Below are 22,226 nucleotides of genomic sequence, written 5' to 3' on the forward strand. Positions count from 1 at the left end.
CCCTGCGCCGGGAGCCGCTTTCCGGTACGCAACCACCATCTCCCATGAACGGATACTTCATCACCGGCACCGACACCGACGTCGGCAAAACACTGGCCACCGCCGCCCTGCTGCGGGCGCTGCTGGACGCCGGACACCGGGCCGTGGCCCTGAAGCCGGTCCAGACGGGCTGCCCCGAGCGGGACGGACGCCTCATGGCCGAAGACCCGGCGGTCTACGCCCGGTTCGCCGAACCGTACTTCCCGGACGGCTACCCCGAGGCGTGCTGCCGCAAGTTCATCCCGGCCTGCTCCCCGCACCTGGCCGCCGCCATGGCCGGTGAAACCCTGGATGTCGACGAACTCGCCGCCGGGCTCGAAGCCCTGGCCCGCGGCTACGGCGCCGTGCTCGTGGAGGGAGCGGGCGGCTGCGCCGTGCCGTTGGGGAACGGGCGGACCATGCTCGACCTGATGCAACGGCTCGACCTGCCGGTCATCGTGGTCGCGGACAACAGGCTGGGCGCGGTCAACCATGCGCTCATGACCGTGGAGATTCTCCGCGGACGCGGCCTGGACGTGGCCGGCGTGATCATGACCAACACCACGGCCCCGTCCGGCAAAGACGAGGCACTGCGCCGGGACAACGTCATGGCCATCGCCGAGCTGGGCGGCGCGCCCATCCTGGCCGACATCCCCTACACCCCCGGCGCTCCCGTGGCCGAAATCACGGCCCACGCGGCCCGCGCCCTGGACTGCCTGCCCCGCCCCCGGCCCGTGGACGAAGGACTCGATTTCGACCGGGACCACATCTGGCATCCCTACACCTCGGCCCTGGCCCCCCTGCCCGTGAACAAGGTCCGCAGCGCACACGGCGCGCGCATTGTCCTGGACGACGGCCGCGAGCTGGTCGACGGCATGGCCTCCTGGTGGTGCGCCATCCACGGCTACGCCCGCCCGGAGCTGCTACGGGCCGCCCGCGCCCAACTGGGCCGCATGCCCCACGTCATGTTCGGCGGGCTGACCCACGACCCGGCCATCGGGTTGTGCCGCGACCTCCTGGACATGGCCCCGGACAGCCTGGAACACGTCTTTCTGGCCGATTCCGGCTCGGTGAGCGTGGAGGCGGCCATCAAGATGGCGCTCCAATACATGCAGGCCAAGGGACAGACCGGACGCACCAGGCTGTTCACCGTGCGCGGCGGGTACCATGGCGATACCTGCGGGGCCATGTCCGTGTGCGACCCGGACAACGGCATGCACCACCTTTTTTCCGGACTCCTGCCCCAACAGATTTTCGCGCCCGTGCCGGACTGCCCGTTCCACGAGCCGTTCGACCCCGAGTGCTTTCGGGAGACGGAACGCCTCTTCCGCGAACGGCAGTCCGAGATCGCGGCCGTCATCGTGGAGCCCATCGTCCAGGGGGCGGGCGGCATGCGCTTCTACCACCCGGAATACCTGCGCCGGTTGCGCACCCTGGCCGACGAGCACGGGGTGCTGCTCATCCTGGACGAGATCGCCACCGGGTTCGGCCGGACCGGCAAATTGTTCGCCTGCGAGTGGAGCGGCGTGACCCCGGACATCCTGTGCGTGGGCAAGGCCCTGACCGGCGGGACCATGACCCTGGCCGCCGTACTGGCCACCGGGAACGTGGCCCGGACCATTTCGTCGGGCGGCGGCGTGTTCATGCACGGCCCGACCTTCATGGGCAACCCCCTGGCCTGCGCCGTGGCCCGGGCCAGCCTGGGCATACTCAAAAAAACGGACTGGCAGGCACGGGTCCGCGCCGTGGAAGAGCGGCTTGCGGAAAGCTTCGGCCCGTGCCGCGAGCTGCCGGGCGTGGCCGACGTCCGGGTCCTCGGGGCCATCGGCGTGGTCGAGATGGAAAACCCGGTCAACGTGCCGGGTCTGCAAGCATTTTTCGTGGACCACGGCGTGTGGCTGCGGCCCTTCGGCAGACTGATCTACGCCATGCCGCCGTACATCATCAACCGGGACGAGACGGCCCGCCTGGGCGCGGCCGTGCACGACGCCATCACGGCCCGCGCCCACCTGTAAGGAGACCGCCATGACCCTGCTCGCCCTCTACTTCGCCCTGTTCATCGGGATGGGCATATACGAATACGCCAAGCGCAAGGACTTCGAGGACTTCGCGGTGGCCGGACGGCATCGCGGCGCGGGCGTGGTCGGGGTGTCCATCGTGGCCTCCTGCGTGGGCGCGTCGGCGACCATCGGCATGACCGGCCTGGCATTTTCCGCCGGAACGCCCGCCTTCTGGTGGCTCGGCTCGGGCACGGCCGGGCTGCTCGTGCTCGGCTCCCTGCTGGCGGTCAAGGTGCGCCGGAGCGGGGTCTGCACCCTGCCCGACATGGCCGAGAAGTTCATCTCGCCCGCCACGCGCAGGCTGACCGCCCTGATCATCGTCCCGGCCTGGGCCTCGATCCTGGCCGCCCAGTACATCGCCGCGGCCAAGGCGGCCACCGCCCTGTCCGGCATGGACCATTCCACGGCGCTGGTGGCCTGCGCCGCGGCCATCACCGCCTACACCCTGCTCGGCGGCCAGAACTCGATCATGAAGAGCGATGTGGTCCAGTACGGCCTGGTCGCGGCCGGGCTCGGCCTGGCCCTGTACTACACGGCCACGGCCTCACCGATCTCCCTGGACGCGGTGGACCTGCAGTGGACCAACGAGGTGTTCCCGCTGTCCAAGTGGACCTATTTCATGCTCATCGTGGGCGGCAGCTACGTGGTCTGCCCCATGCTCTTCGGGCGGCTCTTCTCCGCCCGCACCGAAAGGCAGGCCAAGCGGGGGGCGTTGTTCGGCAGCCTCGGCATCGCCCTGTCCGCCGTGCTCATCGTCTGCATCGGCCTGTACGCCCGCGGCCTGGCCCCGGCCGGGACGGACGCGGACTCCATCCTGACCCAGGTCGTGCCCTCGGTCATGCCCGCCTGGGCCGGGACCGCCCTGCTCTTCGCCCTGCTCTCGGCCATCGTCTCCTCGGCCGATTCCTGCCTGATCACCGCGGCCACCATCCTGGAACACGACCTCATCGGCGGCAAAAGCACGGCCCGCTGCCGCCTGCTCATGCTCGGCATCGGCCTGGGCGCGCTGGTGGTTGCCAAATCCGGCGGCACCATCCTGTCCCTGCTCCTGGCGGCCAACGACATCTACGTCTGCGGCGTGGTTGCCCCCATGTTCGTGGCCATCCTGGCCTGGGGCAAACGGGCGATCAACCCGCGCACCATGCTCCTGGCCATGCTCGCCGGAGGTACGCTGGGCATCGCCGCCGCCTGGACCGGCCTCAAACTCTTCAGCTTCGCCGGAGTCGGCATCTCCCTCGCCCTCTCCGCCGCCGCCCTCCTCCCCCAACAAACCCCGGCCAAGGCCGAGGGAGCCTAAGCCCTCCCTGACGTTGCGTCAGCAACGTCCCCACCCCACACTCCCAAGCGGCACCAGCGCAGCGCCGTGCCGCCAGCATCAAAGTCAAAGCCCCACACGGCCCACACCTCCCCCTGCGGCACCAGCGCAGCGCCGTGCCGCCCGCACCGCCCTCCGCGCCCGCACGCCCCCCTCGCCGCACCGAGGCTTTGGAGGGTGGTGGAGATGTGCATTTTTCGAGGGAGCGGCCGACCGCAGCGTAGTCTTCCTACGTGAGGATCGGACGTTGCCTCGAAAAATACGCAGATCCGCCGCCATCCGAAGCCGGCACTCCGGCGCGAGGCGCAAAAAAAGGCGCGGCCACCCGAAGGGGCAGCCGCGCCTTGTTTTTGCGCCGACGCGCCGGACTTACACGCCGATGGACATGGTGTCGAAGTAGGTGCGCGAGGAGACGTCGGCCCAGGAGCCCCACTGCTTCTGGAACTCGTTGAAGCCCTTGGCGACCTTGGTGGCCATAGGCGACTTGGCGGCCTCTTCGGCGACCACTTCGCGGGCCAGGACGCGGAGGTCGGCCAGAATCTCGGGGGAGAGCTTGCGGACCTCGACGTGGTGCTTCTCGACCAGCTCCTTGAGGGCCGCGCCGTTCTGGGCCTCGAAGTCGCACAGGGCCTGCATGTTGGTCTGCGCCGCGGCGGCCTCGCAGATGGCCTTGAGGTCCGAGGGCAGGGCGTTGAACTTGTCCCTGTTGAACATGACGTCGAGGCAACTGCCGCCTTCGTGCCAGCCCGGAGTGTAGTAGTACTTGGCGGCCTGGTAGAAGCCCATGCGCAGGTCGTGCATGGGGCCGACCCACTCGGTGGCGTCGATGACGCCGCGCTCAAGCGAAGTGAAGATCTCACCGCCGGGCAGGAGCACGACCGTACCGCCCGCGCGGGCGATGACCTTGCCGCCCAGGCCGGGGATGCGCATCTTGAGGCCCTTGAAATCGTCGATGGAGTTGATCTCGCGGTTGAACCAGCCCGCCATCTGCACGCCGGTGTTGCCCATGGGGCGGCCGATCAGGTTGAACTGTCCGTAGACCTCGTCCCACAGGTCCAGGCCGCCGCCGGAGTAGAACCAGGAGTTCAGGCCCTGGGCGTTCAGGCCGAAGGGCACGGCGGAAAACCACTGGCACGCCGGGTCCTTGCCCGCCCAATAGTAGGGGGAGCCGGAGCCGCACTCGACGGTGCCCTGGGACACGGCGTCGAACACGCCCAGGCCGGGCACCAACTCGTTGGCCGCGTAGACGTCGATCTTCATGCGGCCGCCGCTCATGACCTCGATCCGCTTGGCCAGGTCCTCGGAGCCGGTCTGCAGGATGGGGTACTTGGGCGGCCAGGTGGTGACCATCTTCCAATGCACGGTCTTGCCGACCTGGGCCGGAGCCGCGGCCTGGCCCGCCTCGGCCTTGGGGCCCTCGGCTTTCTTGGTGTCGTCGTTGCAGGCCGCCAGCAGGGCGGTGCCGCCCGCAAGACCGGCGATGGCCGCCTTGCTCAAAAAGTCACGTCGCTTCATCTTTCCTCCGATATGGAAACATTGTATCGGCCGTCCATGGGCCGCATCTAGTGGTATAGCGGAAGAAAACGTGCATGATTTCAGCAGCAATTGCAAGCCGTCCGGCCCGGCCCGCCGCCATTTTCCGGCCTCTGCCGCCCTTGATCCCCACCTACTTTTGTTTTATTAATATTGACATTGTCGCTCGATTTACAGAAAATGTTTTATATAAATTGACAATAAAGGATAGTACATGAATTCTTGTCTGCATACGGCACTCCCGTCGGGCCGCTGGGTCCGGGCGGTGGCCCGGCCGGATTTCGGGTCGCGACTGGCCGTGCCCCTGGCCGGGGAGTCGGTCCCGGCCGGGTTCCCGTCGCCCGCCGAGGAGTATCTGGAGAAGCGGCTGGACCTGAACGAGCACCTGGTGGCGCGTCCGGAGTCGACCTATTTCGTGCGCGTGTCCGGGGATTCCATGATCGGCGCGGGCATCCACCACGGTGACCTCCTGGTGGTGGACCGCTCCCTGGACCCCAAGCCGGGCCATGTCATTATTGCCTTGGTGGACGGGGAGTTCACGGTGAAAAGGCTGAGGCGGACGGCAATAGGCCTGGAGCTCGCTCCGGAGAACCCGGAGTATGGGGTGATTCCGCTCTCGGAGGAGACGGACTTCCAGGTCTGGGGCGTCGTCCTCCACGTAGTACATAAGGTTTAGGCGCGGGGGGCGGCTTCCGATAGCGGGCCATCTGCACATTTTTTCCGGGGGCTTCCATCCTCACGTAGACGGCTACGCTGCGGTGAAAGCCCCCGGAAGAAAATGCACAGCTGACCCACTCTCGAAAGCCTTGTGCCAGCGCGGGGGAGAGAGCCGCTGTCGGGTGCTGAAGCACCCGAATCGCTCCATTTTGGGGAGAAAGCGGGAGACGAATGGTGCGCCCCGCCCCGCCGAAGGCAAATATAAAAAGTTTGGGAAAAGGAGGGATGGGAGTCCGAGGAAGGGAGAAAACCCTTTTCAAAGGGTTTTCCTCCCCTTCCCGGCCGATCGCTGCTGTCCTCATCCGTAACGCTCGAAGGCTCGCGAACGGCTGAAGCCCGGAGGCAACGTCCATGGCCAGTTATGCGTTGATTGACTGCAACAATTTTTATGCGTCGTGCGAGCGGGCGTTCCGGCCGGAGTTGAACGGGCGGCCGGTGGTGGTCTTGTCGAACAACGACGGGTGTGTGATCGCGCGGTCCTCAGAGGCCAAGGCCATGGAGATCGCCATGGGTACGCCGTATTTCAAGTGCCGGTCGTTGATGGAACGCCGGGGGGTGGCCGTGTTCTCGTCCAACTACGCGTTGTACGGGGACATGTCCGCGCGGGTGATGCAGACATTGTCGAGGTTCTGCCCGGCGGTGGAGGTCTATTCCATCGACGAGGCGTTCTGCGACCTGAGCGGCGTACCGGGCGGGGCCGACGCGTATGCGCGGCGGGTGCGGGCCACGGTCCTGGCCTGGACCGGCATCCCGGTGTCCGTGGGCATCGGCCGGACCAAAACCCTGGCCAAGTTGGCCAACCGGTTCGCCAAGAAACAGCCGCGCAGCCGGGGCGTGTTCGACCTTGACGCCAGCCCGGACCCGGACCGGGTGCTGCGCTGGACCGACATCGGCGACGTCTGGGGCATCGGCCCGCGCCACGCCAAGCGGCTGCGCGCCCTGGGCGTGACCGACGCGCTCAAATTCCGCAAGCTGAAACGGGACTGGGTCCAGAAGAAGATGACCGTCACCGGCCTGCACACGCTCCTGGAGTTGCGCGGCTTCCCCTGCCACGGCTTCCAGGCCGGTCCGGCGGACAAGAAGACCATCGTGTCGTCCCGCTCGTTCGGCCACCCGGTCACGCGGCTCGACCACATGCTCGAAGCCACCGCCCAATACACCACCCGCGCCGCCGAAAAACTGCGCAAACAGGGGGCCGTGGCCGCGAACATCATGGTCTACCTCCAGACCAACAAATTCAGGCTCGGCCAGCCCCAATATTCCAATACCCTGTCCGTGCCCCTGCCCGTGGCCACCGCCCATACCCCGACCCTGATACGGGCCGCCAAGAGCGGCATGCTGCGCATCTTCAAGGAGGGCTACCAGTACAAGAAATGCGGGGTCATGCTCTCGGGCCTGGAGCCCGAACACGGGCGCTGGCTCAGCCTGCTCGCCCTGCCGCCCGACCATCGGCCGGGAGACGGGCCGCTCATGCGCGCCGTGGACCGCGTCAACCAGCGCTGGGGCCGAGACACCGTGTCCTTCGCCGCCTCGGGCGTCACCCGCGACTGGCGCATGAAACGCGAAATGCGCTCACCTCGGTATACCACCGTCTGGGAGGAGATACTGACGGTGCGGGCCAAGTAGGGCCTGGGTGAGAAATGCCTCCGCCCGACGGCTGGTCCTCACGCCCTGCAGATGCGAAGGGCGCGATCGGACGGCGCGGCGCAGCCTTATTTATAGACACCCGGCCGCTGCGAATCGTCCGCGCATGGCCGGGCCCGGCAACACGGGCCACGCGAGGACAATTTCCATACGGCGGGCACCATCTTCAAAATATGTGGACGGTTGCCCGATCTCAACGCCTCCCGCTGAATTGTCTTAATTATTTCAAGAAATTATCTAGAGTGCCTGATGAGGCAAAATCTCATATTTTGGGGGGTGGCCGAAAAAAAGATGGCCCGGAATCATTGAAAAAACCCCATTGCCGGGGGCAGAGGCGCCTTTACCTGACGTGGCCAAAGAGGTAATTGACGGTGCGTATGGAACAGGAACAGCCCAAGAAACGGACCTGGTCCAGGCTGGCGGCGGTGCCCCTGGCCGTGGCCTGTGCGGCGGTGCCCCTGGGGACCCTGCTCTCGCAATTCGCCGGTCCCGGCCCGGAGAGTTCGCCGTTCATGCCCTGGGTGGCGCTGGCGGCCCTGGGCACGGTGCACGCCATTTTGTTCCGGCGGTCCGGGCAGCGACTGCGGACCCGCTTCTTTCTGGAGCTGGCCATGTTCGCCGGGCTGTCGGCCATCGTGATCCTGCATCACGAGGACATCTTCTTCCAGTTGGAACGCTTCACGCCCTATCTGCCGGAACTGGCGCCGGTGATCATGCTCTGCTTCTGCTGGTTGTGGACCATCACCTTCGGGATGCCCGACCGGGCGGCCTTCCAACGGTGGGGCGCGGTGCTCGGCCTGCTCTGCGTGCTCGATTTGGCCGTGGAAGCCTTCATTTACCGGGCCGCGCCGCCCCTGCGCTGGATCGGCCAGGCCGACCTGTTGGCCGGACTGCTGCTCGTCTGCCTGTGCGCCTCGCTCAAGCCGGGGCCGCTGGACAACGGGTTGTATGAACCGGACCAGGGCACGCCCCTTTACCGGGCTCTGATCCTGGCCGGGCTCCTGGCCACCCTGTCGCGCACCGGACTGTTCGCGGCGGCCTGGATATACCTCTGTTTCGGCCGGGGCGGGCGCATCCTGCGCATATCCGTTTTCCTGGCCTGTTTCGCGGCCCTGGCCCTGACCTTCCGGCTGCCGCTCACGCCCTCGGACCTGGCCCGGTACGTGGACTACTGGCTGTGGGCCAAGTCCATGAACCTGTTCGCGCAGTCCCCGTCCACCCTGATCGCCGGGCTGCCCCTGGACCACGCCCTGCCCTTCGCCTTCCCGCCCGAGATGGTCCCCATCTGGGAGCGGGTCACGAATTCGCCTGCTTTGTTCGGCGCGCATCTGAGCCAGGTGCCGTCCTTCTGGCTGCGCTTCACCCTCGGCTGGGGGGCCATCCTGCCGACGGCCTGCCTGACCGGGCTGTTCGTCCTGGTCTTCCGGCGGCTAACGCGCATGGGCGCCGGGCTGGCCGCCGCCCTGTTCGTCCAGGGCATGTCCACCCCGCTGTTCTACGAGCCATCCACGGGCGCGGTGGCTTGGCTTGCCCTGTTCCTGGCCCTGTCGGCGCCCCGGCAAGCGCGCCTGGCCGGCCCGGCCCATTCCGATGACGGCCGCAATCCCGAGCCGCCCGCCGGGCCCCAACCTCAAGACGATCCGGCCCGCGAGTGGGACATGCGCCCCCTCTAGGCCGGACCCGAGTGCGATCATGACAAAATTTTCCGACACGGCCCCCATCCTGGTGACCTGCCCCAGAGACATGCCCGAATATCTTCAGGCCGAGCTCACGGCCCTGGGCTTTGCCCGGACCATACCCCTGGACGCGGGCGTGGAGGTCCACGGCTCCCTGGACGACTGCATGCGCCTGAACCTGTGGGTGCGCACCGGGCACCGGGTGCTCTTCGAACTGAAACGGTTCCGGGCCTTCGACGCAGACGAGCTGTACTGCGAGGTGAAGCGCATCCCCTGGGAGGAATACATCCCGGGGGACGGCTATTTCCGGGTGGACGCGTCGGTGCGCGACACCACGGTCAACGACGCGCGCTTCGCCGGGCTGCGGGTCAAGGACGCCGTGGCCGACCGGTTCACGGAGCTGACCGGGGCACGGCCGGACTCGGGCCCTGACACGGGCGGGGTCTGCCTGTTCCTGCACTGGCGCGAGAACCGGGCCACCCTGTACCTGGACACCACGGGCGAACCGCTACCCCGTCGCGGCTACCGCAAGCGGCCGCACAAGGCACCCATGCAGGAGACCCTGGCCGCAGCCTGCATCCTGGCCGCGAACTGGCCCGAACGGGCCCGGCAGGGCGGACACTTCATCGCGCCCATGTGCGGCTCGGGCACCCTGCCCATCGAGGCCGCGCTCATGGCCATGAACGGCGCGCCGGGGCTTTTGCGAGACGATTTCGCCTTCATGCGCGTGATCGGCTTCGACCCCGAGGCGTGGGACGGCCTGCTCGGCCGGGCCGAGGACGCGGAGGTCCCGGAGATCAAGGGGAGGATCATCGCCACGGACCACGACCCCGAGGCCATCGCGGCGGCCAGGGACAACGCCCGACTGGCCGGGGTGGGCGACTTCATCGAATTTCAGGTCTGCGACTTCACCGAGACCGAGGTGCCGGAGGGGCCGGGCGTGGTCATGCTCAACCCGGAATACGGCATCAGGCTGGGCGAGATCGAATCGCTCAAGGCGGTCTACAAGGGGATCGGCGATTTCTTCAAACAGCGCTGCGGCGGAAAGACCGGATTCATCTTCACCGGCAACATGGACCTGGCCAAATGCGTGGGGTTGCGCACCCGGCGGCGGCGCGTCTTCTGGAACGCCAAGATCGAGTGCCGGCTCCTGGAATACGAGCTCTACGCCGGGACAAAAAAGGGCGGCGACCCGCGATAGCCCGGCATCGCCGGAGGTGATGGAAGCCATCGGGAAAAAGCCGGGGCCGGAGGGGTGGATAATTCGTGCGTTCGCGAGTATACCCTGCCGACCATGAAGCAATCCCTGACCTACACCTACGTCCTGCTCGTGCTGAGCATGATGCTGTGGGGCGGCACCTGGGTGGCCGGGCGCGTCCTGGCCCAGTCGGTGCACCCCATGACCGCCGCCGTGCTGCGCTTCTCCCTGGCCTCGGTCATCCTGCTGTTCATGTGCCGGCGGGCCGAGGGGCGGCTGCCCCGGCTGAAACGCGACCAGATTCTGCCGGTGGTCTTCCTGGGAGCCACCGGGGTATTTGCCTACAGCTATTTCTTCTTCACCGGCCTGCAGACCATCTCGGCCGGGCGGGCCGCGCTCATCGTGGCCTGCACGCCCGTGTGCATCGCCGTGATCTCGGCCCTGTTCTGCGGGGAGAGGTTCGGCCCCCTGCGCGCCGCCGGGACGCTCATTTCCCTGGTCGGCGTGTCCGTGGTCATCGCGGACGGCGACCCGCTGGCCCTGCTGTCCGGCGGCGTCAGCCGGGGCGATTTCATGATCCTCGGCTGCGTGGCCAGTTGGACCGCCTACACCATGGGCGGGCGCGCGGTCATGAAGCACCTGCCCCCGCTGACCTCGGTGGCCTGGTCGAGCTTCACCGGCACCCTCATGCTCCTGCCCGCCGCCCTGGCCCAGGGGCTGGTCGCGGACCTCGGCAACGTCCGGCCCGTGGACTGGGGCTGCGTCGTCTTCCTCGGCTTCCTGGCCACGGCCCTGGCCTACTACTGGTACTACCGGGCCATCAACATCATCGGCGCGTCCAGGGCGGGCATTTTCATCAACATGGTCCCGGCCTTTGCCGTGCTCACGGGCTTCCTGCTGCTCGACGAGCCCATCCACCTCTCCCTGGCCATCGGCGGGTTCATGGTCATCAGCGGCGTGTACCTGACCAACCGGGCCTGACCGGAGCCCGTTGCCAACCCGGCGCCCATGGCGCATACTCGGCCCATCAAGGAGGCCACATGGACGACAGGATAGAACGGCTGGAAAGCCTGGTCGCGCTCCAGGACCGAACCATGGAAAAACTCAGCGACCAGCTCTACGATCAGCAGAAGCAGATCGAGGACCTCAGGCGGCTGGTGGAACGGCTGGCCAAGAAGGTCCGCGCCCTGGACGAAGAGATCGAAAGCTCCGGACCGGCGGACGTGCCTCCGCCCCACTACAACGGCTAAGGGAGAAACATGCCCGCACCGACCGCCAGGGAAATCATCGATCATCTCGGCCTGAGCCCCCACCCCGAGGAGGGCGGCTGGTTCCTGGAGACCCACCGGGCCGACGAGTCGCTGGCCCGCGAAATCCTGCCGGGCCGGTATGCCGGGCCGCGCGCCTTCGGCACGGCCATCTACTACCTGCTCACGCCCGACACCTACTCCCACATGCACCGGCTCATCTCCGACGAGATCTTCCATTTCTACGCGGGCGGCCCGTGCGAGATGCTCCAGCTCCACCCGGACGGGTCGGGCGAGACCCTCCTGTTCGGCAACGACGTCCTGGCCGGACAACGCCCGCAGATCGTGGTCCCGCGCAATGCCTGGCAGGGACTGCGCCTGCTGCCCGGCGCGGACTTCGCGCTCATGGGCTGCACCGTGGCTCCCGGCTTCGAGTACGCGGACTACGCCCACGGCAACCGCGCCGAGCTGACCGCCCGCTACCCCGATTTCCGCGAGCAGATCATCCGCCTGACCGCGGTATAGGGCCCATCACTCCGCGCAAAGCCGCCGTCATCTCCCGATCCGTTTCCCCGACCGAAAGGGGGCGCGCCCCCCGGAAGGAACGCGCCCCGTGTCGAGGTGGGAAGGTAGGGATGGCGAATGAATGCGTTGTCGGTGCGTTACGCCGGTGGCGTCGGCCAGGTCACATTATACGGGAACCCACCCTGTTGCGGCACGTCGCGCCATGCCTGCCGTTTGGTCGCCCACACCGTCTTTTCCTCGGCGTCCAGGGGCGCATCCGCGAGTTGGGTCCAGTCGCTGTCGGCCAGCAGCTTGTCGCGCCGGGCCCGGACCGCATCGGCCTCGGCCGCCGCCCTGGCGGCTTCGTCCACCACCTGGTTTACTGCGGATTCGCGATAAACCAAATCCGCCCCCTTGACCCATTCGGTTTCATAGGTCGTATACGGTTCCCGATTGAGCGGCATGGCCTCGTTGTAGCCAATTTCGTCGCGTTGGACCGGGGTCAGGTCCACGAACTTGTGGATGTACCCGCCGTATTCAACGCTGGCGGGGGGAGACTGCCGAAAGGTTCCGTCGGGATATCTGAACATGCTTTTACTCCTTAGTAGGCGTTTCGGTATTTGGGATTGCGCACAACAGCCACACCAACGTGTCGATGGCCGCTCACGTTGTACCCGTTGAGAGCAAGCGTCTTGAAACCATTGGACAAGAAGTCGAGTACAGTTTCAGACGCCTCCGCATTGGGCAGGTTAGAATAGATATATTCGTTTATGGGGTTGGCCTCAGAGCGCACGCCCCACTGTACGGGCCAGTTGTACGCCCCGTCCGCATCCTTGAGGAAGACGATGGACACCGGCGTACCCTCCACGTTGACGAAGACCCCGCCAGCCCCGGACGCCCCGCTTCCGAGGTAGTATATTTCCCTATACGGCCCCGCATCCGACCATACCCAAAGCTGGTACTTGTTGCCGACGGCATTGACTGCGGCGTTTGTTCCCACCGTCACCAGAGTGACCGTAGGTGCGGTATTGTTCCAGAATGTCGAATCCGTCGCGACCGTATCTGGAGCCAAAAGAGACAGCGCTCTTGTCCGCCCCAATGAGAGTGTCCTGAACGGCCAGGGATGCGCGTTAGTGTCATTGGGCATTACGGCCACGGCGAACGGTGCGCGGTCGAGCCCATGGGCTACGGTACGCACCACGCCGGTCCCGGTATAGGGTACGATGTTGAAACCGGACTCCGCACCTACCCGGAAGACCTCCACCGCATAGGTGTCGCCATTCACAAGCAAGTTTACTGGGAGGGTAATAGTGCTCCCGGACACGGATACGGGCGTGGACAATGCCACCTTGGGAACACCGGCCGCAGAATCGCCTGCGTTATTCACGTAGCCAAGACCAGCCACCGTGGAGATATACCGCCAACTCGCGGCAGACGATAGATTCTTGAGCCGTAAGCCCCAATCCGTATTTTCTGCGTTCCACCCCACAGTGATATCCTTGGGCGTATCCACCGGGGCGGTGAAGACGGCGGAAAGTACGTGCTCGGACACGTCGGGGACCGTCGGTTCCGGCAAAGACGCATCGCACAGCGGCAGGAACCCGGCGGGGGGGCTGTTGTGCAATTCCTCGGCAGCGAAGTACACGGTTTCCACCGCGCCGCCAGACATCCCGAAGGTGGGGTAGTATGTTCTGCGGTCAGGCGTCCACGTGGCGGCGGCATGGGTGGTATTTCCGGCCTCCATCTCCGCGTAGGACGCACCATTCACCGGCACCCCCTTCACGGTGAACCACAGGGCACCCAGGTCCATGTCCACAACAACGCCAACAACGTCACCCGCAGAGTATACTACCCCGAACGGATTGTTGGTAACCGTCCCGTTGTGGTATATGTAGTGCGAGCTTGAATCGGAGTAGTACCCGTAGGCATACGCGGACCCGACGGACCCGGCATTGTTAATACCGTTGGCCCGATCATCGACGCCTACGCATCCGGCGGCACCACCAGCCCGCGAGGACTCAAAGTACCATTTACCCGTTGTCATACCGAAACAAGCATGACATCCATACCCGTTACTGGGCACCTGCCAGGATCGCAAGCCGTTGCTAAACGTACCCGAGTTGGACTGCGCCAACGGGTTGAGAGTGGCCATGTTGTTCGTCGGGGTGTCCGTGGATTGTTCAGCAGCCGTCAATGTCCAATCCTTGTTAACGGGGTTGGGACCTTCGACGGACACGTTATCAATCACTATTTGCCCCGATGTCTGTTGGCTGCTCAAGTACATCTTGATATCATTGTCCTGCGTTGTTTTGTCGCAGGTAATGTATACCGTATGGTCGCCAACGGTAGAGGGCAGTGCACCGGCAGGGTAGGCAGACGAGGATGACATACCCAAAACACTGGTGCTCACTCCCGGTACGAGGCTATTGGATACAACGGTATATCTCAGCGTGTAGGTAGTACCAACCACAGGGATGCTATCCATATCCGTATAGACGTACTGCGTAACACCAGCCCCCCCGGTACCTGTGAGAGTACCCCCATCCACTGCCCAAGTATCTGCCCCCCAGACTGCGGACGCAAGAAGGTCACCTCTGGGACTGGTACCGGATGTATCTCTGCCAAGGTTGGAGGCATCGGAGAAATCCAGCAGGGTATGCACGCTGAGGCTGCCCAGGTTGGCTACAGTCCACAGTCCGCCAACAACGCCCGAGGGACGGTAAAAACTCGTGTAGTCCAGGGCGCTCTCCACTATCACCAGTCGGGAGAAGTATCCCTTTGCCGCCCCGGCAAATTGCGTCAGCGCCTCGGCCAGCAACTCGGCGTAGGTCGCTGCCGTTGTGGTATAGTCGCCTAGGGCAATATCCTGTTTCCAGACAGTCACAGTTGTTCCGACTTTACGAATGGTCAGCAAATAATGGTGCGTCGGATCGCAGAGCGGATAGGTGGTAGCCACAGCCGTGGGCTTCCAGCAAAAGGCCATGGTGGCGTCAACCGCCATGGACCCGGATGACGAAAACCCGGACTCGCACAGGGCGGAATAGGCGATGGGCACCGCGCGGGCGTTGCCGCCCGCGCCCGTTTCCTTGGGAGTCAGCACGGCTACACCTCCACGTTCTGCAGGGACACGATGGTCTTGCGCGCGTTGTACTGTTCCACGACGATGCGGATCTCCCCGGCATCAGGGTCCGGGGACGGCAGCAGGCCGCCGCTCTTGTAGCTCGCGGCCAGGGCCAGGCTGTTGCCGCAGGGGTAGACGTGGAAGACGTAGGTCCCGTCGTAGGGTAGGATCGCATCGGAAAAGGCGCTGTCAGCCGTCAGGGTCCAGGCCACGTGGTTGCGGGACACGGCCAGCCCGGACAGGTCCGGGCCCGCGTGGACCTGGACCTCGTCGCCGTAGACGGCCCGGAGCAGGCCCGGCGCATCGACCTTGAGCAGGGCCGCGTCCGCGGGCTGGGCCCCGATGACGGCCAGAATCTCGGCCTCGTCATCGCACCCGGCCACGGTCAGGCCCGCCGCGCCGAAGCCGAGGTTGAACAGGGCCTCGGCCGGGTTGTCCGCGTCGGTCCCGCCCTGGCTGATGGGCACGGGAACGGTCAGGCCGCCCGCCTCGGCCACGCTTTTATTGACCAGGTTGTCGCCGTCGGCGTTCCAGGCGAGCACGAGGTCCGGGCCGGGTTCCGGCAGGTTCACGCCGGTCACGGCCGAGGAGATCCGGAAGGTCAGGGCGCGGTCCAGCTTTTCGGCCAGGGCCTGGCAGATCATGGTCAATTTGTCCAGGGCGGCCTCGTGGGTGGCGGCCGGGAAGGCGTCGTTCTCCACATAGTCCACCTCCTGGACCAGGGCCGGTTCGCGGCTGATGACCACGGCCTGGCCCGCTTCGGGTGGTACGGTCAGGGTACAGGTCCCGCCCATCTGTTCCCCGACCCCGGAGAGCCGGTAGTCGGTCCCTTCAAGCCGGGGCCGTTCCAGGCCGTCATCGCCGATGACCAGGACCCGGATATCTTCGTTGCGCAAGAACATGAACGGGACCGGGAAGTTGGCAGTGGACCCGTCGCCGGAATAGATCGCCTTGGTCACGGTGGAGGAAAGGGTCATGCTCAGTCCCTCCCGTATATTTTGGAGCCCAGGGACAGGATGGAGCGTGCGGGCGAGGCCTTCTCGCCGATGCGCAGCATGTTCGCCTGGTTGCGGGCCGAACGCAGGCCGGACCGGGCGTTCATCTCGCCCTCGAAGAGAACGTCTTCCTCGGCCTGGCGGTCCTTGAGCCGGTCCGCGTCGCGGATGAGCGCCTTGGACCCGGACATGGCCAGGTTCGATCCGCCCCAGCGGGCGGTTTCCCTGGACCGGGAACGTTCCCGGTCCTCCCGGAGTTCGCCGGCGTCCTTTTCAGCCCGCCGACGAGTCTCGTGGGCGGCGCCCGCCGCGTCGGTCTCGATGAGCCCGGCCCGGGTATCCGCCTGGTCGTCCTTGTGGCCGCCCAGGTAATCCGTGAAACCGTCGAACAGGGAAATCCCCTGCTCGAGAATCTGTGGGGAAGCGGTGTTTCCCATGGTTATCCTCTCCTTATTGTTTGGGTTTATCCCGGTTATTCGTTGATGATGAGCTGGGGCACGAGCATGAGTACGCTCAGGGGCAGGGGCTGCTCCTGGATGACCGTCAACAGTCCGTCGCGGTCCCAGCCCTTGGGGAAATTGACGATCTTGTCGCCGCAGAACGGTCCCGGCGACTGGCCCATGGGCGTGGCCGGGGAGCGGAAATAGACCGGTTCCAGCCTGGACGCGTCCGGTCCGATGAGGCCGCCGAGGGTGTTGTGGAACCGCACGGCCACCTTGGTGATGCGTTTTCTCTTGGTCTGGGCCGTGCCCCGCTGGCTGCCCGCGTCCAGCCGCATGGGCTGGAGCACGGAGCGGTAGGGAAGCCCGGCGTGGATGGTCGAGGCGGGCCGGTCCAGGGACAGGGTGCCGTCCGGGGCCACGGTCCGGTCGGCCTGCACGGTTCCGTCGGCCAGCACGGACACGGTCCGCCCGGCCAGGTGGGTGAGCCCGGACACGGTGTCCGTAGGGTCTCCCCGGTAGGTCAGGCCGCTGTCCACGAAAAAGGCGTCCTTGATGCTCCCGTCGAACGGAGCCTCCAGGTACTCGATGTAGCGGCGGGACTCGCCGTTCACGGTGCGCAGCACGGCGATCCACAGCTCATCGCGCTTCTCGGCGTCGTTGTAGACCGTGGCAGCGCGTTCCACGACGCCGTCGGTGACGATGCGCGACCAGGCCGCCACCTCCTGGTCCGGGACGTAGGTCAGGGCGACGAGCACTCCGTCCGCGCGCACCCCGTAGAGGATGGAGTCCGGTTCCTGAACGTAGGCCAACTGGGTCAGCCCGCCCTCGGTGATGTGCTCCGAGAGAAGGGTCAGGTCCTTGGAGACATAGGCGTCCGCCTCGAAGCGATAGGACATCTCGCGGATCTTGCGTCCGGCCCGCTGGATGTACAGGGTGGCGAAGCCCACGGACTCTGGCCGGGTGGCCGAGGCCCCGCTGGTGCCCTCCTGGGCGGCCTTGACGTTCTCCGGGGTGAGCGGGTCGCTGGACGAGGCGCTCAGGGTCCACTCGCCGCCCGCCGTGCCGATCCACAGGGAGCGGCGCGGGACGATGAACTCGATGCCGTTGGCCTGGCGGCCGGACAGGGTGACCTCGATGGCGTCGTCGTCCAGGGGGGCCTCCCCGGCCGGGGCGTCGGTCCGGTCGCCGACCTCGAAGCAGTCCCAGGCGTCGGCGTTGAATGCGCCGTCCTCGCCCCAGATCGCTTCGATCTGGCCGCCCTCGGGCTCGGCCGCGAAGGTGACCGTGATCTGCGCGCCCACGGCCGAATAATTCACCGTCCCCTTGTAGCGGTAGTAGCGCGTGGCCCCGTCCGGGTGCTGGCCCTTGAGGGCGTCACGGGCCTCGAACCCGGACCCGGCAGGGAGAACGAGGGTGTCCCCGGCCTTGCCGTCGCGCAGCCCGTCGTTGTTCCCGTCGGTGATCTCCAGGTCCCGCCAGCCGTCCAGGGGCACCTCCCGAGTCTTCAGCCGGAAATCGCGGAACTCGCCGGTGCGCGACAGCCACAGGGTGGCCGGGCTGGTCCGGGTGGCGGCCAGGACCAGACGCTGCTCGTAGAAGCACACGGCCGAGGGGTAGTCGCCCTCGCCCCAGACCTCGGGCCTGCCGGTGAAGGCCATCTCCTCCAGGGTCCAGTCGTCGTGGTCCACGCGGGTCATCTCGCGCACCGGATGGTCCGGATGGACCAGGATGAGCGAGTTGTCCGACTGGGCGTAGCGCAATGCATCGAACTCGTCGGCCGTGTAGGGGACATCCCGGACGTACTCCGTGCCGCCGGACAGGACCACCCCGTGACCGGAGAAGACGCGCATGCGCCCTTGCCCGTCCCCGTCCTCGGCGAATTCGAGCACGTAGGCCTGCCCCGCGTTGAACTCGAAGGGGATGAGCAGGACCGGCCCGTCCCGACCCAGGGACTCGGCAACGAAGCGGAATCCGGGCCGTCGGGAAGTCCCGCCGTGGGGGTGGACGTGGAAGTTCTCCAGGGTGCGGCACCCGTTGAAATATTTGGAGAGGTCGGTCCTTCCCTCCAGACGCGGGGAAATCTCGCCCGCCGTGAAATTGGTGATCGCTGGGGTGGCTGTGCTCATCTGTGGTCGGCTCCTTGATTTTTCGGGGACGCGCCCCGGGCTTGCGAAGGAGCATAGCCCCGGTTTTCCGACCGGGAGCCGATTGGGTATCGAGCGGAGCCGAGAGGTATGAAAAAACAGCTTGACGGGATTCGCGCGGGCCCGACGGCCGGACGGCCGTGGGCGGCGATTTTTTTACCGCATTAAATCAACATGTTATATTTTACGGCAGACAGCCCGGAGCGGACCGGGAAAGGGTCTCCGGGAGAGAATGACTAGTGATCGGGTATGAAATGACAAGCAAAGGCGGACACGGGGGAATCCCCGGGCGGGGCGGCGGAGCTTCCGGGGAGCAAAAAAGCGAAAACGCCTGTATTCCGGATAGTTACCCGGAACACAGGCGCTTTTCACGCCGTATGTCGGCCTGCCCTAGTTGGCCACTGCCGGCATGGAGGATCGCTCGTCCTTTGCCCGGTTCAGGCGAATGACCTGGGTGGTGAAGGTGGTCTCGTCGGGCACGCAGTTGGGGCACCCTTCCGAGATGATCACGCACCGCTCATCCAGGGTGGACGGATCGATCTTGGCCAGTTTGAGAAGCTTCGTGGTCATGCCGCGCTTCCAGAGGACAGGCTGGCCGCAACGGTGACATTCCACATACAGCAGTTCGGGATCGAATTTACGGGTCATGATTCCAAGGTAAGCCCCCTACCGGGGATTGGCAAGGGGCCGTCCCCTTAGCCGGGTTATTATTTCCCCCGGTCCCGCCTGTCCCCCGGCAGACCGGCCCTTTGACACCGGGAACGCGGGCTGGCACCAAACTTGATAGATCCCACGGACCGGAAAGAACTACCCATTGCAATCAGAGGCGCACAGTGAAAACGAAATACCTGATCATCGGCGCGGGCCCCACGGGCCTGGGCGCGGCCCACCGTTTGAAGGAGCTCGGCGAGGCCGACTTCCTGGTGCTCGAACGCAACCCCCACGCGGGCGGGCTGGCCGCCAGCTTCCGGGACGACAACGGCTTCACCTGGGACATCGGCGGCCACGTGGTCTTCTCCCACTACGACTATTTCGACGCGCTCATGGATTCCCTGCTCGGCTGCGAGCGTCTGGAACACCAGCGCGAGTCCTGGATCCGCACCAACCGCACCTGGGTGCCCTACCCGTTCCAGAACAACATCCGCCATCTGCCGAAAGCGGCCCGCTGGGAGTGCGTGGAGGGGCTGCTGCCCGGCAACCGGCCCGACACGCCCCCCGAGAACTTCGCCCAGTGGATCGACGCGGTCTTCGGCCGGGGCATCGCCCGCCACTTCATGGACCCGTACAACTTCAAGGTCTGGGCCACCCCGCCCGAGCTGATGCAATTCGGCTGGATCGGCGAGCGGGTCTCGGTGGTGGACCTGAAAAAGGTCCTGCGCAACATCATCCTGGAACGCGACGACGTGGGCTGGGGGCCGAACAACACCTTCAAGTTCCCGCTCAAGGGCGGCACGGGCGAAATCTTCCGGCGGCTGGCCGACCGGTTGGCCGACCGCATCAAGTACGATCAGTCCGTCAACCGCATAGACGCCCAGTCCAAAACCGTGACCACCGAACAGGGACTGACAGTAGGATACGAGGCCCTGCTCAACACCGCGCCCCTGGACATTCTGGCCCGCGACTGGCTTACGGACGCGCCGGACGCCATGGTCGACGCGGCGGGCAGACTGACCCACAACTCGGTCTACGTGGCCGGGGTGGGTCTCGACATGGAGCCCGATGCCGTCCCGGACCCGCGCTGCTGGATGTATTTCCCGGAATCGGATTCGCCCTTCTACCGGGTGACCAATTTCCACAACTATTCGCCGAACAACACGGCAAAGCCCGGCGAGCAGGCCGCCTTCATGTGCGAGACGTCCTTCTCGGAGCACAAACCGGAAAACGTCCACGAACTGATGGACCGCACCGTGCAGGGTCTGGTAAACTCCGCCCTGTTGCGCGGGGACAGGGTGGACGACATCCTGACCCGCTGGGAGATGGCCGTGGATTACGGCTATCCCGTGCCGTGCCTCGCGCGCGACAAGGCCCTGAACGTCCTCCAGCCGGGCTTGGAAGCCATGGGCATCCAGTCCCGGGGCCGCTTCGGCGGCTGGAAATACGAGGTCTCCAACATGGACCATTCGGTCATGCAGGGCGTGGAATGGGCCGAGCGCATGGTGAGCGGCACCCCGGAAAAAACCTACACACTGGATTAGGACATCATGGACAAATCCGTATTCGAAAAACGCCGCGAGGAGCTCAAGAGCGAAATGCACGCCCGCGGCCTGTCCGCCATGCTCGTCTCGCTGGCGGCCAACCGGTATTACCTGAGCGGCTTCGAGCTGCACGACGCGCAGTGCAACGAATCGTCCGGCTGGGTGGTCGTCACCCCCGGCGACGACTACCTGTTCACCGACCCGCGTTATCTGGACGCGGCCCGGCAGGTCTGGGACGAGAACAACCTGTGCATCTACACGGCCCGCAAGCACAAGGAGATCGCCGAATTCCTCAAGGGACGCGGCGTCGATTCCCTGGGCTTCGAGCCCAAGGCCCTGCACCTGTTCGACTACGACAAGCTGGCCGAGGAGTTCACCCTGACTCCCACCGAAAACCTCGTGGAGTCCCTGCGGATCATCAAGGACCAGGACGAAATCCGCCGCATGGACGAGTCCATGCGCCTCAACCACGAGCTGTTCGAATACATCGAGGGCGAGCTGATCCCCGGACGCACCGAAAAGGAAATCGCCTGGCTGGTGGAGAAATTCTTCCGCGAGCACGGCGCCCAGGAGCTGGCCTTCTCGACCATCGTGGGCGTGGGCCCCAACGCGGCCCTGCCCCACTGCATCCCCGGCGAGACCAAGCTGCGCGAGAACGACATGGTCCTCATCGACACCGGCTGCAGGCTGCTCGACTACAACTCGGACCAGACCCGGACCTTCTGGGTCGGCGACAAGCCGTCCGACCGCTTCCGGAAAACCATGGACCAGGTGCGCGCCGCCCAGCAGGCGGCCATCAACATCATCCGCCCCGGCCTGTCCTGCGTGGAGGCCTACCGGGCCGCCTACGCGGTCTTTGAAAAGGACGGCGTGGAAGCCCTGTTCACCCACGGCCTGGGCCACGGCGTGGGCCTGGAAACCCACGAACCCCCGTCCCTGTCCCGCGCGGGCCAGGGACAGCTCGAACCCGGCATGGTCGTCACCGTCGAGCCCGGCCTCTACGACCCCGCCTGGGGCGGCATCCGCTGGGAATACCAGGTCTTCATCACCGAAGACGGCTGCCGCGTCATGTAACCACCCCTGAGACCATCACAAGAAACTCGCGGCCCGCTGTAGCGGGCCGCGAGTTCTTTAACGCTTCGCGGCCAGAGAGGGAAACTCTCGAAAAAGTTTCCCCTCTGGACTCCCCTTCCAAGCCTTTTAGCGCCGCTTCGCGGGGTGGGCCACATAAAAGGGCCCCCTGACGCATACTGGACTCATAGCCCCTGCCTTTCTCTTAATGGAGTGAATCGGGTGCGCAGCACCCGACAGCGGCTCTCTCTTACCGACGCACTCCCGTACCCGGAATAGGCTTTCGAGAGTGGGTCAGCCGTGCATTTTCCGAAGGGGGATTTGACCGCAGTGTACACCCCCGTA

General features: G+C 65.7%; 18 protein-coding genes. 11 read left to right on the forward strand and 7 right to left on the reverse strand.

The window, feature by feature from the left end; all coding sequences use genetic code 11:
- The first annotated feature begins 44 nt into the window (after positions 1-44).
- Together bioA and V8V93_RS01205 are read left to right on the forward strand one after the other, a co-directional pair.
- Positions 45-2,033: an adenosylmethionine--8-amino-7-oxononanoate transaminase gene (bioA, locus tag V8V93_RS01200; protein WP_338668543.1), complete on the forward strand. Its 1,989-nt coding sequence runs from the start codon at positions 45-47 to the stop codon at positions 2,031-2,033.
- Between the two features lie 10 nt (positions 2,034-2,043).
- Positions 2,044-3,375 carry a sodium:solute symporter family protein gene (locus V8V93_RS01205; RefSeq protein WP_338668544.1) on the forward strand — a complete coding sequence of 444 codons (1,332 nt, stop codon included), beginning with the start codon at positions 2,044-2,046 and terminating at the stop codon, positions 3,373-3,375.
- Between the two features lie 387 nt (positions 3,376-3,762).
- On the opposite strand, the gene V8V93_RS01210 is transcribed toward V8V93_RS01205, so the two are convergent.
- Positions 3,763-4,908, reverse strand: a complete 1,146-nt coding sequence (locus V8V93_RS01210) for a TRAP transporter substrate-binding protein (protein ID WP_338668545.1) — start codon at positions 4,906-4,908, stop codon at positions 3,763-3,765.
- 232 nt (positions 4,909-5,140) lie between these two features.
- On the opposite strand from V8V93_RS01210, the gene V8V93_RS01215 reads away from it, so the two are divergent.
- The 7 genes from V8V93_RS01215 (at position 5,141) to V8V93_RS01245 (ending at position 11,933) form a co-directional block, all read left to right on the forward strand.
- A complete protein-coding gene (locus V8V93_RS01215) occupies positions 5,141-5,602 on the forward strand; it encodes a LexA family protein (protein WP_338668546.1) in 462 nt (153 codons plus the stop codon).
- Positions 5,603-5,994: 392 nt separating this feature from the next.
- The gene (locus V8V93_RS01220) at positions 5,995-7,269 is read left to right on the forward strand and encodes a Y-family DNA polymerase (protein ID WP_338668547.1); all 1,275 of its coding nucleotides are present in this window, start codon (positions 5,995-5,997) and stop codon (positions 7,267-7,269) included.
- Between the two features lie 389 nt (positions 7,270-7,658).
- The gene (locus tag V8V93_RS01225) at positions 7,659-8,960 is read left to right on the forward strand and encodes a hypothetical protein (protein WP_338668548.1); all 1,302 of its coding nucleotides are present in this window, start codon (positions 7,659-7,661) and stop codon (positions 8,958-8,960) included.
- A 19-nt stretch (positions 8,961-8,979) separates the two neighbouring features.
- Positions 8,980-10,164, forward strand: a complete 1,185-nt coding sequence (locus V8V93_RS01230; RefSeq protein WP_338668549.1) for a THUMP domain-containing class I SAM-dependent RNA methyltransferase — start codon at positions 8,980-8,982, stop codon at positions 10,162-10,164.
- A gap of 93 nt (positions 10,165-10,257) precedes the next feature.
- Positions 10,258-11,142: a DMT family transporter gene (locus V8V93_RS01235; RefSeq protein ID WP_338670220.1), complete on the forward strand. Its 885-nt coding sequence runs from the start codon at positions 10,258-10,260 to the stop codon at positions 11,140-11,142.
- 59 nt (positions 11,143-11,201) lie between these two features.
- Positions 11,202-11,411 carry a SlyX family protein gene (locus V8V93_RS01240; RefSeq protein ID WP_338668550.1) on the forward strand — a complete coding sequence of 70 codons (210 nt, stop codon included), beginning with the start codon at positions 11,202-11,204 and terminating at the stop codon, positions 11,409-11,411.
- Between the two features lie 9 nt (positions 11,412-11,420).
- Positions 11,421-11,933, forward strand: a complete 513-nt coding sequence (locus V8V93_RS01245) for a cupin domain-containing protein (protein ID WP_338668551.1) — start codon at positions 11,421-11,423, stop codon at positions 11,931-11,933.
- 137 nt (positions 11,934-12,070) lie between these two features.
- Here V8V93_RS01245 and V8V93_RS01250 read toward each other — a convergent pair whose 3' ends face one another.
- The 6 genes from V8V93_RS01250 to V8V93_RS01275 form a co-directional block, all read right to left on the reverse strand.
- Positions 12,071-12,502, reverse strand: coding sequence for a tail fiber assembly protein (locus V8V93_RS01250; RefSeq protein ID WP_338668552.1), 432 nt, complete (start codon positions 12,500-12,502; stop codon positions 12,071-12,073).
- Positions 12,503-12,513: 11 nt separating this feature from the next.
- The gene (locus tag V8V93_RS01255) at positions 12,514-15,012 is read right to left on the reverse strand and encodes a DUF7483 domain-containing protein (protein ID WP_338668553.1); all 2,499 of its coding nucleotides are present in this window, start codon (positions 15,010-15,012) and stop codon (positions 12,514-12,516) included.
- A gap of 2 nt (positions 15,013-15,014) precedes the next feature.
- Positions 15,015-16,010 carry a phage tail fiber protein gene (locus V8V93_RS01260; protein WP_338668554.1) on the reverse strand — a complete coding sequence of 332 codons (996 nt, stop codon included), beginning with the start codon at positions 16,008-16,010 and terminating at the stop codon, positions 15,015-15,017.
- 2 nt (positions 16,011-16,012) lie between these two features.
- Positions 16,013-16,465 (reverse strand): hypothetical protein, encoded by a 453-nt coding sequence (locus V8V93_RS01265; protein ID WP_338668555.1) that lies wholly within the window; start codon positions 16,463-16,465, stop codon positions 16,013-16,015.
- A gap of 35 nt (positions 16,466-16,500) precedes the next feature.
- Positions 16,501-18,597 carry a hypothetical protein gene (locus tag V8V93_RS01270; protein WP_338668556.1) on the reverse strand — a complete coding sequence of 699 codons (2,097 nt, stop codon included), beginning with the start codon at positions 18,595-18,597 and terminating at the stop codon, positions 16,501-16,503.
- Between the two features lie 408 nt (positions 18,598-19,005).
- Positions 19,006-19,263 (reverse strand): hypothetical protein, encoded by a 258-nt coding sequence (locus V8V93_RS01275; protein ID WP_338668557.1) that lies wholly within the window; start codon positions 19,261-19,263, stop codon positions 19,006-19,008.
- Positions 19,264-19,448: 185 nt separating this feature from the next.
- Between V8V93_RS01275 and V8V93_RS01280 the strand changes: the two genes are divergently transcribed.
- Together V8V93_RS01280 and V8V93_RS01285 are read left to right on the forward strand one after the other, a co-directional pair.
- Positions 19,449-20,810 carry a protoporphyrinogen/coproporphyrinogen oxidase gene (locus V8V93_RS01280; protein WP_338668558.1) on the forward strand — a complete coding sequence of 454 codons (1,362 nt, stop codon included), beginning with the start codon at positions 19,449-19,451 and terminating at the stop codon, positions 20,808-20,810.
- 6 nt (positions 20,811-20,816) lie between these two features.
- Entirely contained in the window at positions 20,817-21,884 is a 1,068-nt protein-coding gene (locus V8V93_RS01285) for a M24 family metallopeptidase (protein WP_338668559.1), read from the forward strand.
- The last annotated feature ends 342 nt before the right edge of the window (positions 21,885-22,226 follow it).

The sequence above is a fragment of the Pseudodesulfovibrio sp. 5S69 genome, from assembly GCF_037094465.1.
In the GTDB taxonomy this organism is placed as follows: Bacteria; Desulfobacterota; Desulfovibrionia; order Desulfovibrionales; family Desulfovibrionaceae; genus Pseudodesulfovibrio; species Pseudodesulfovibrio methanolicus.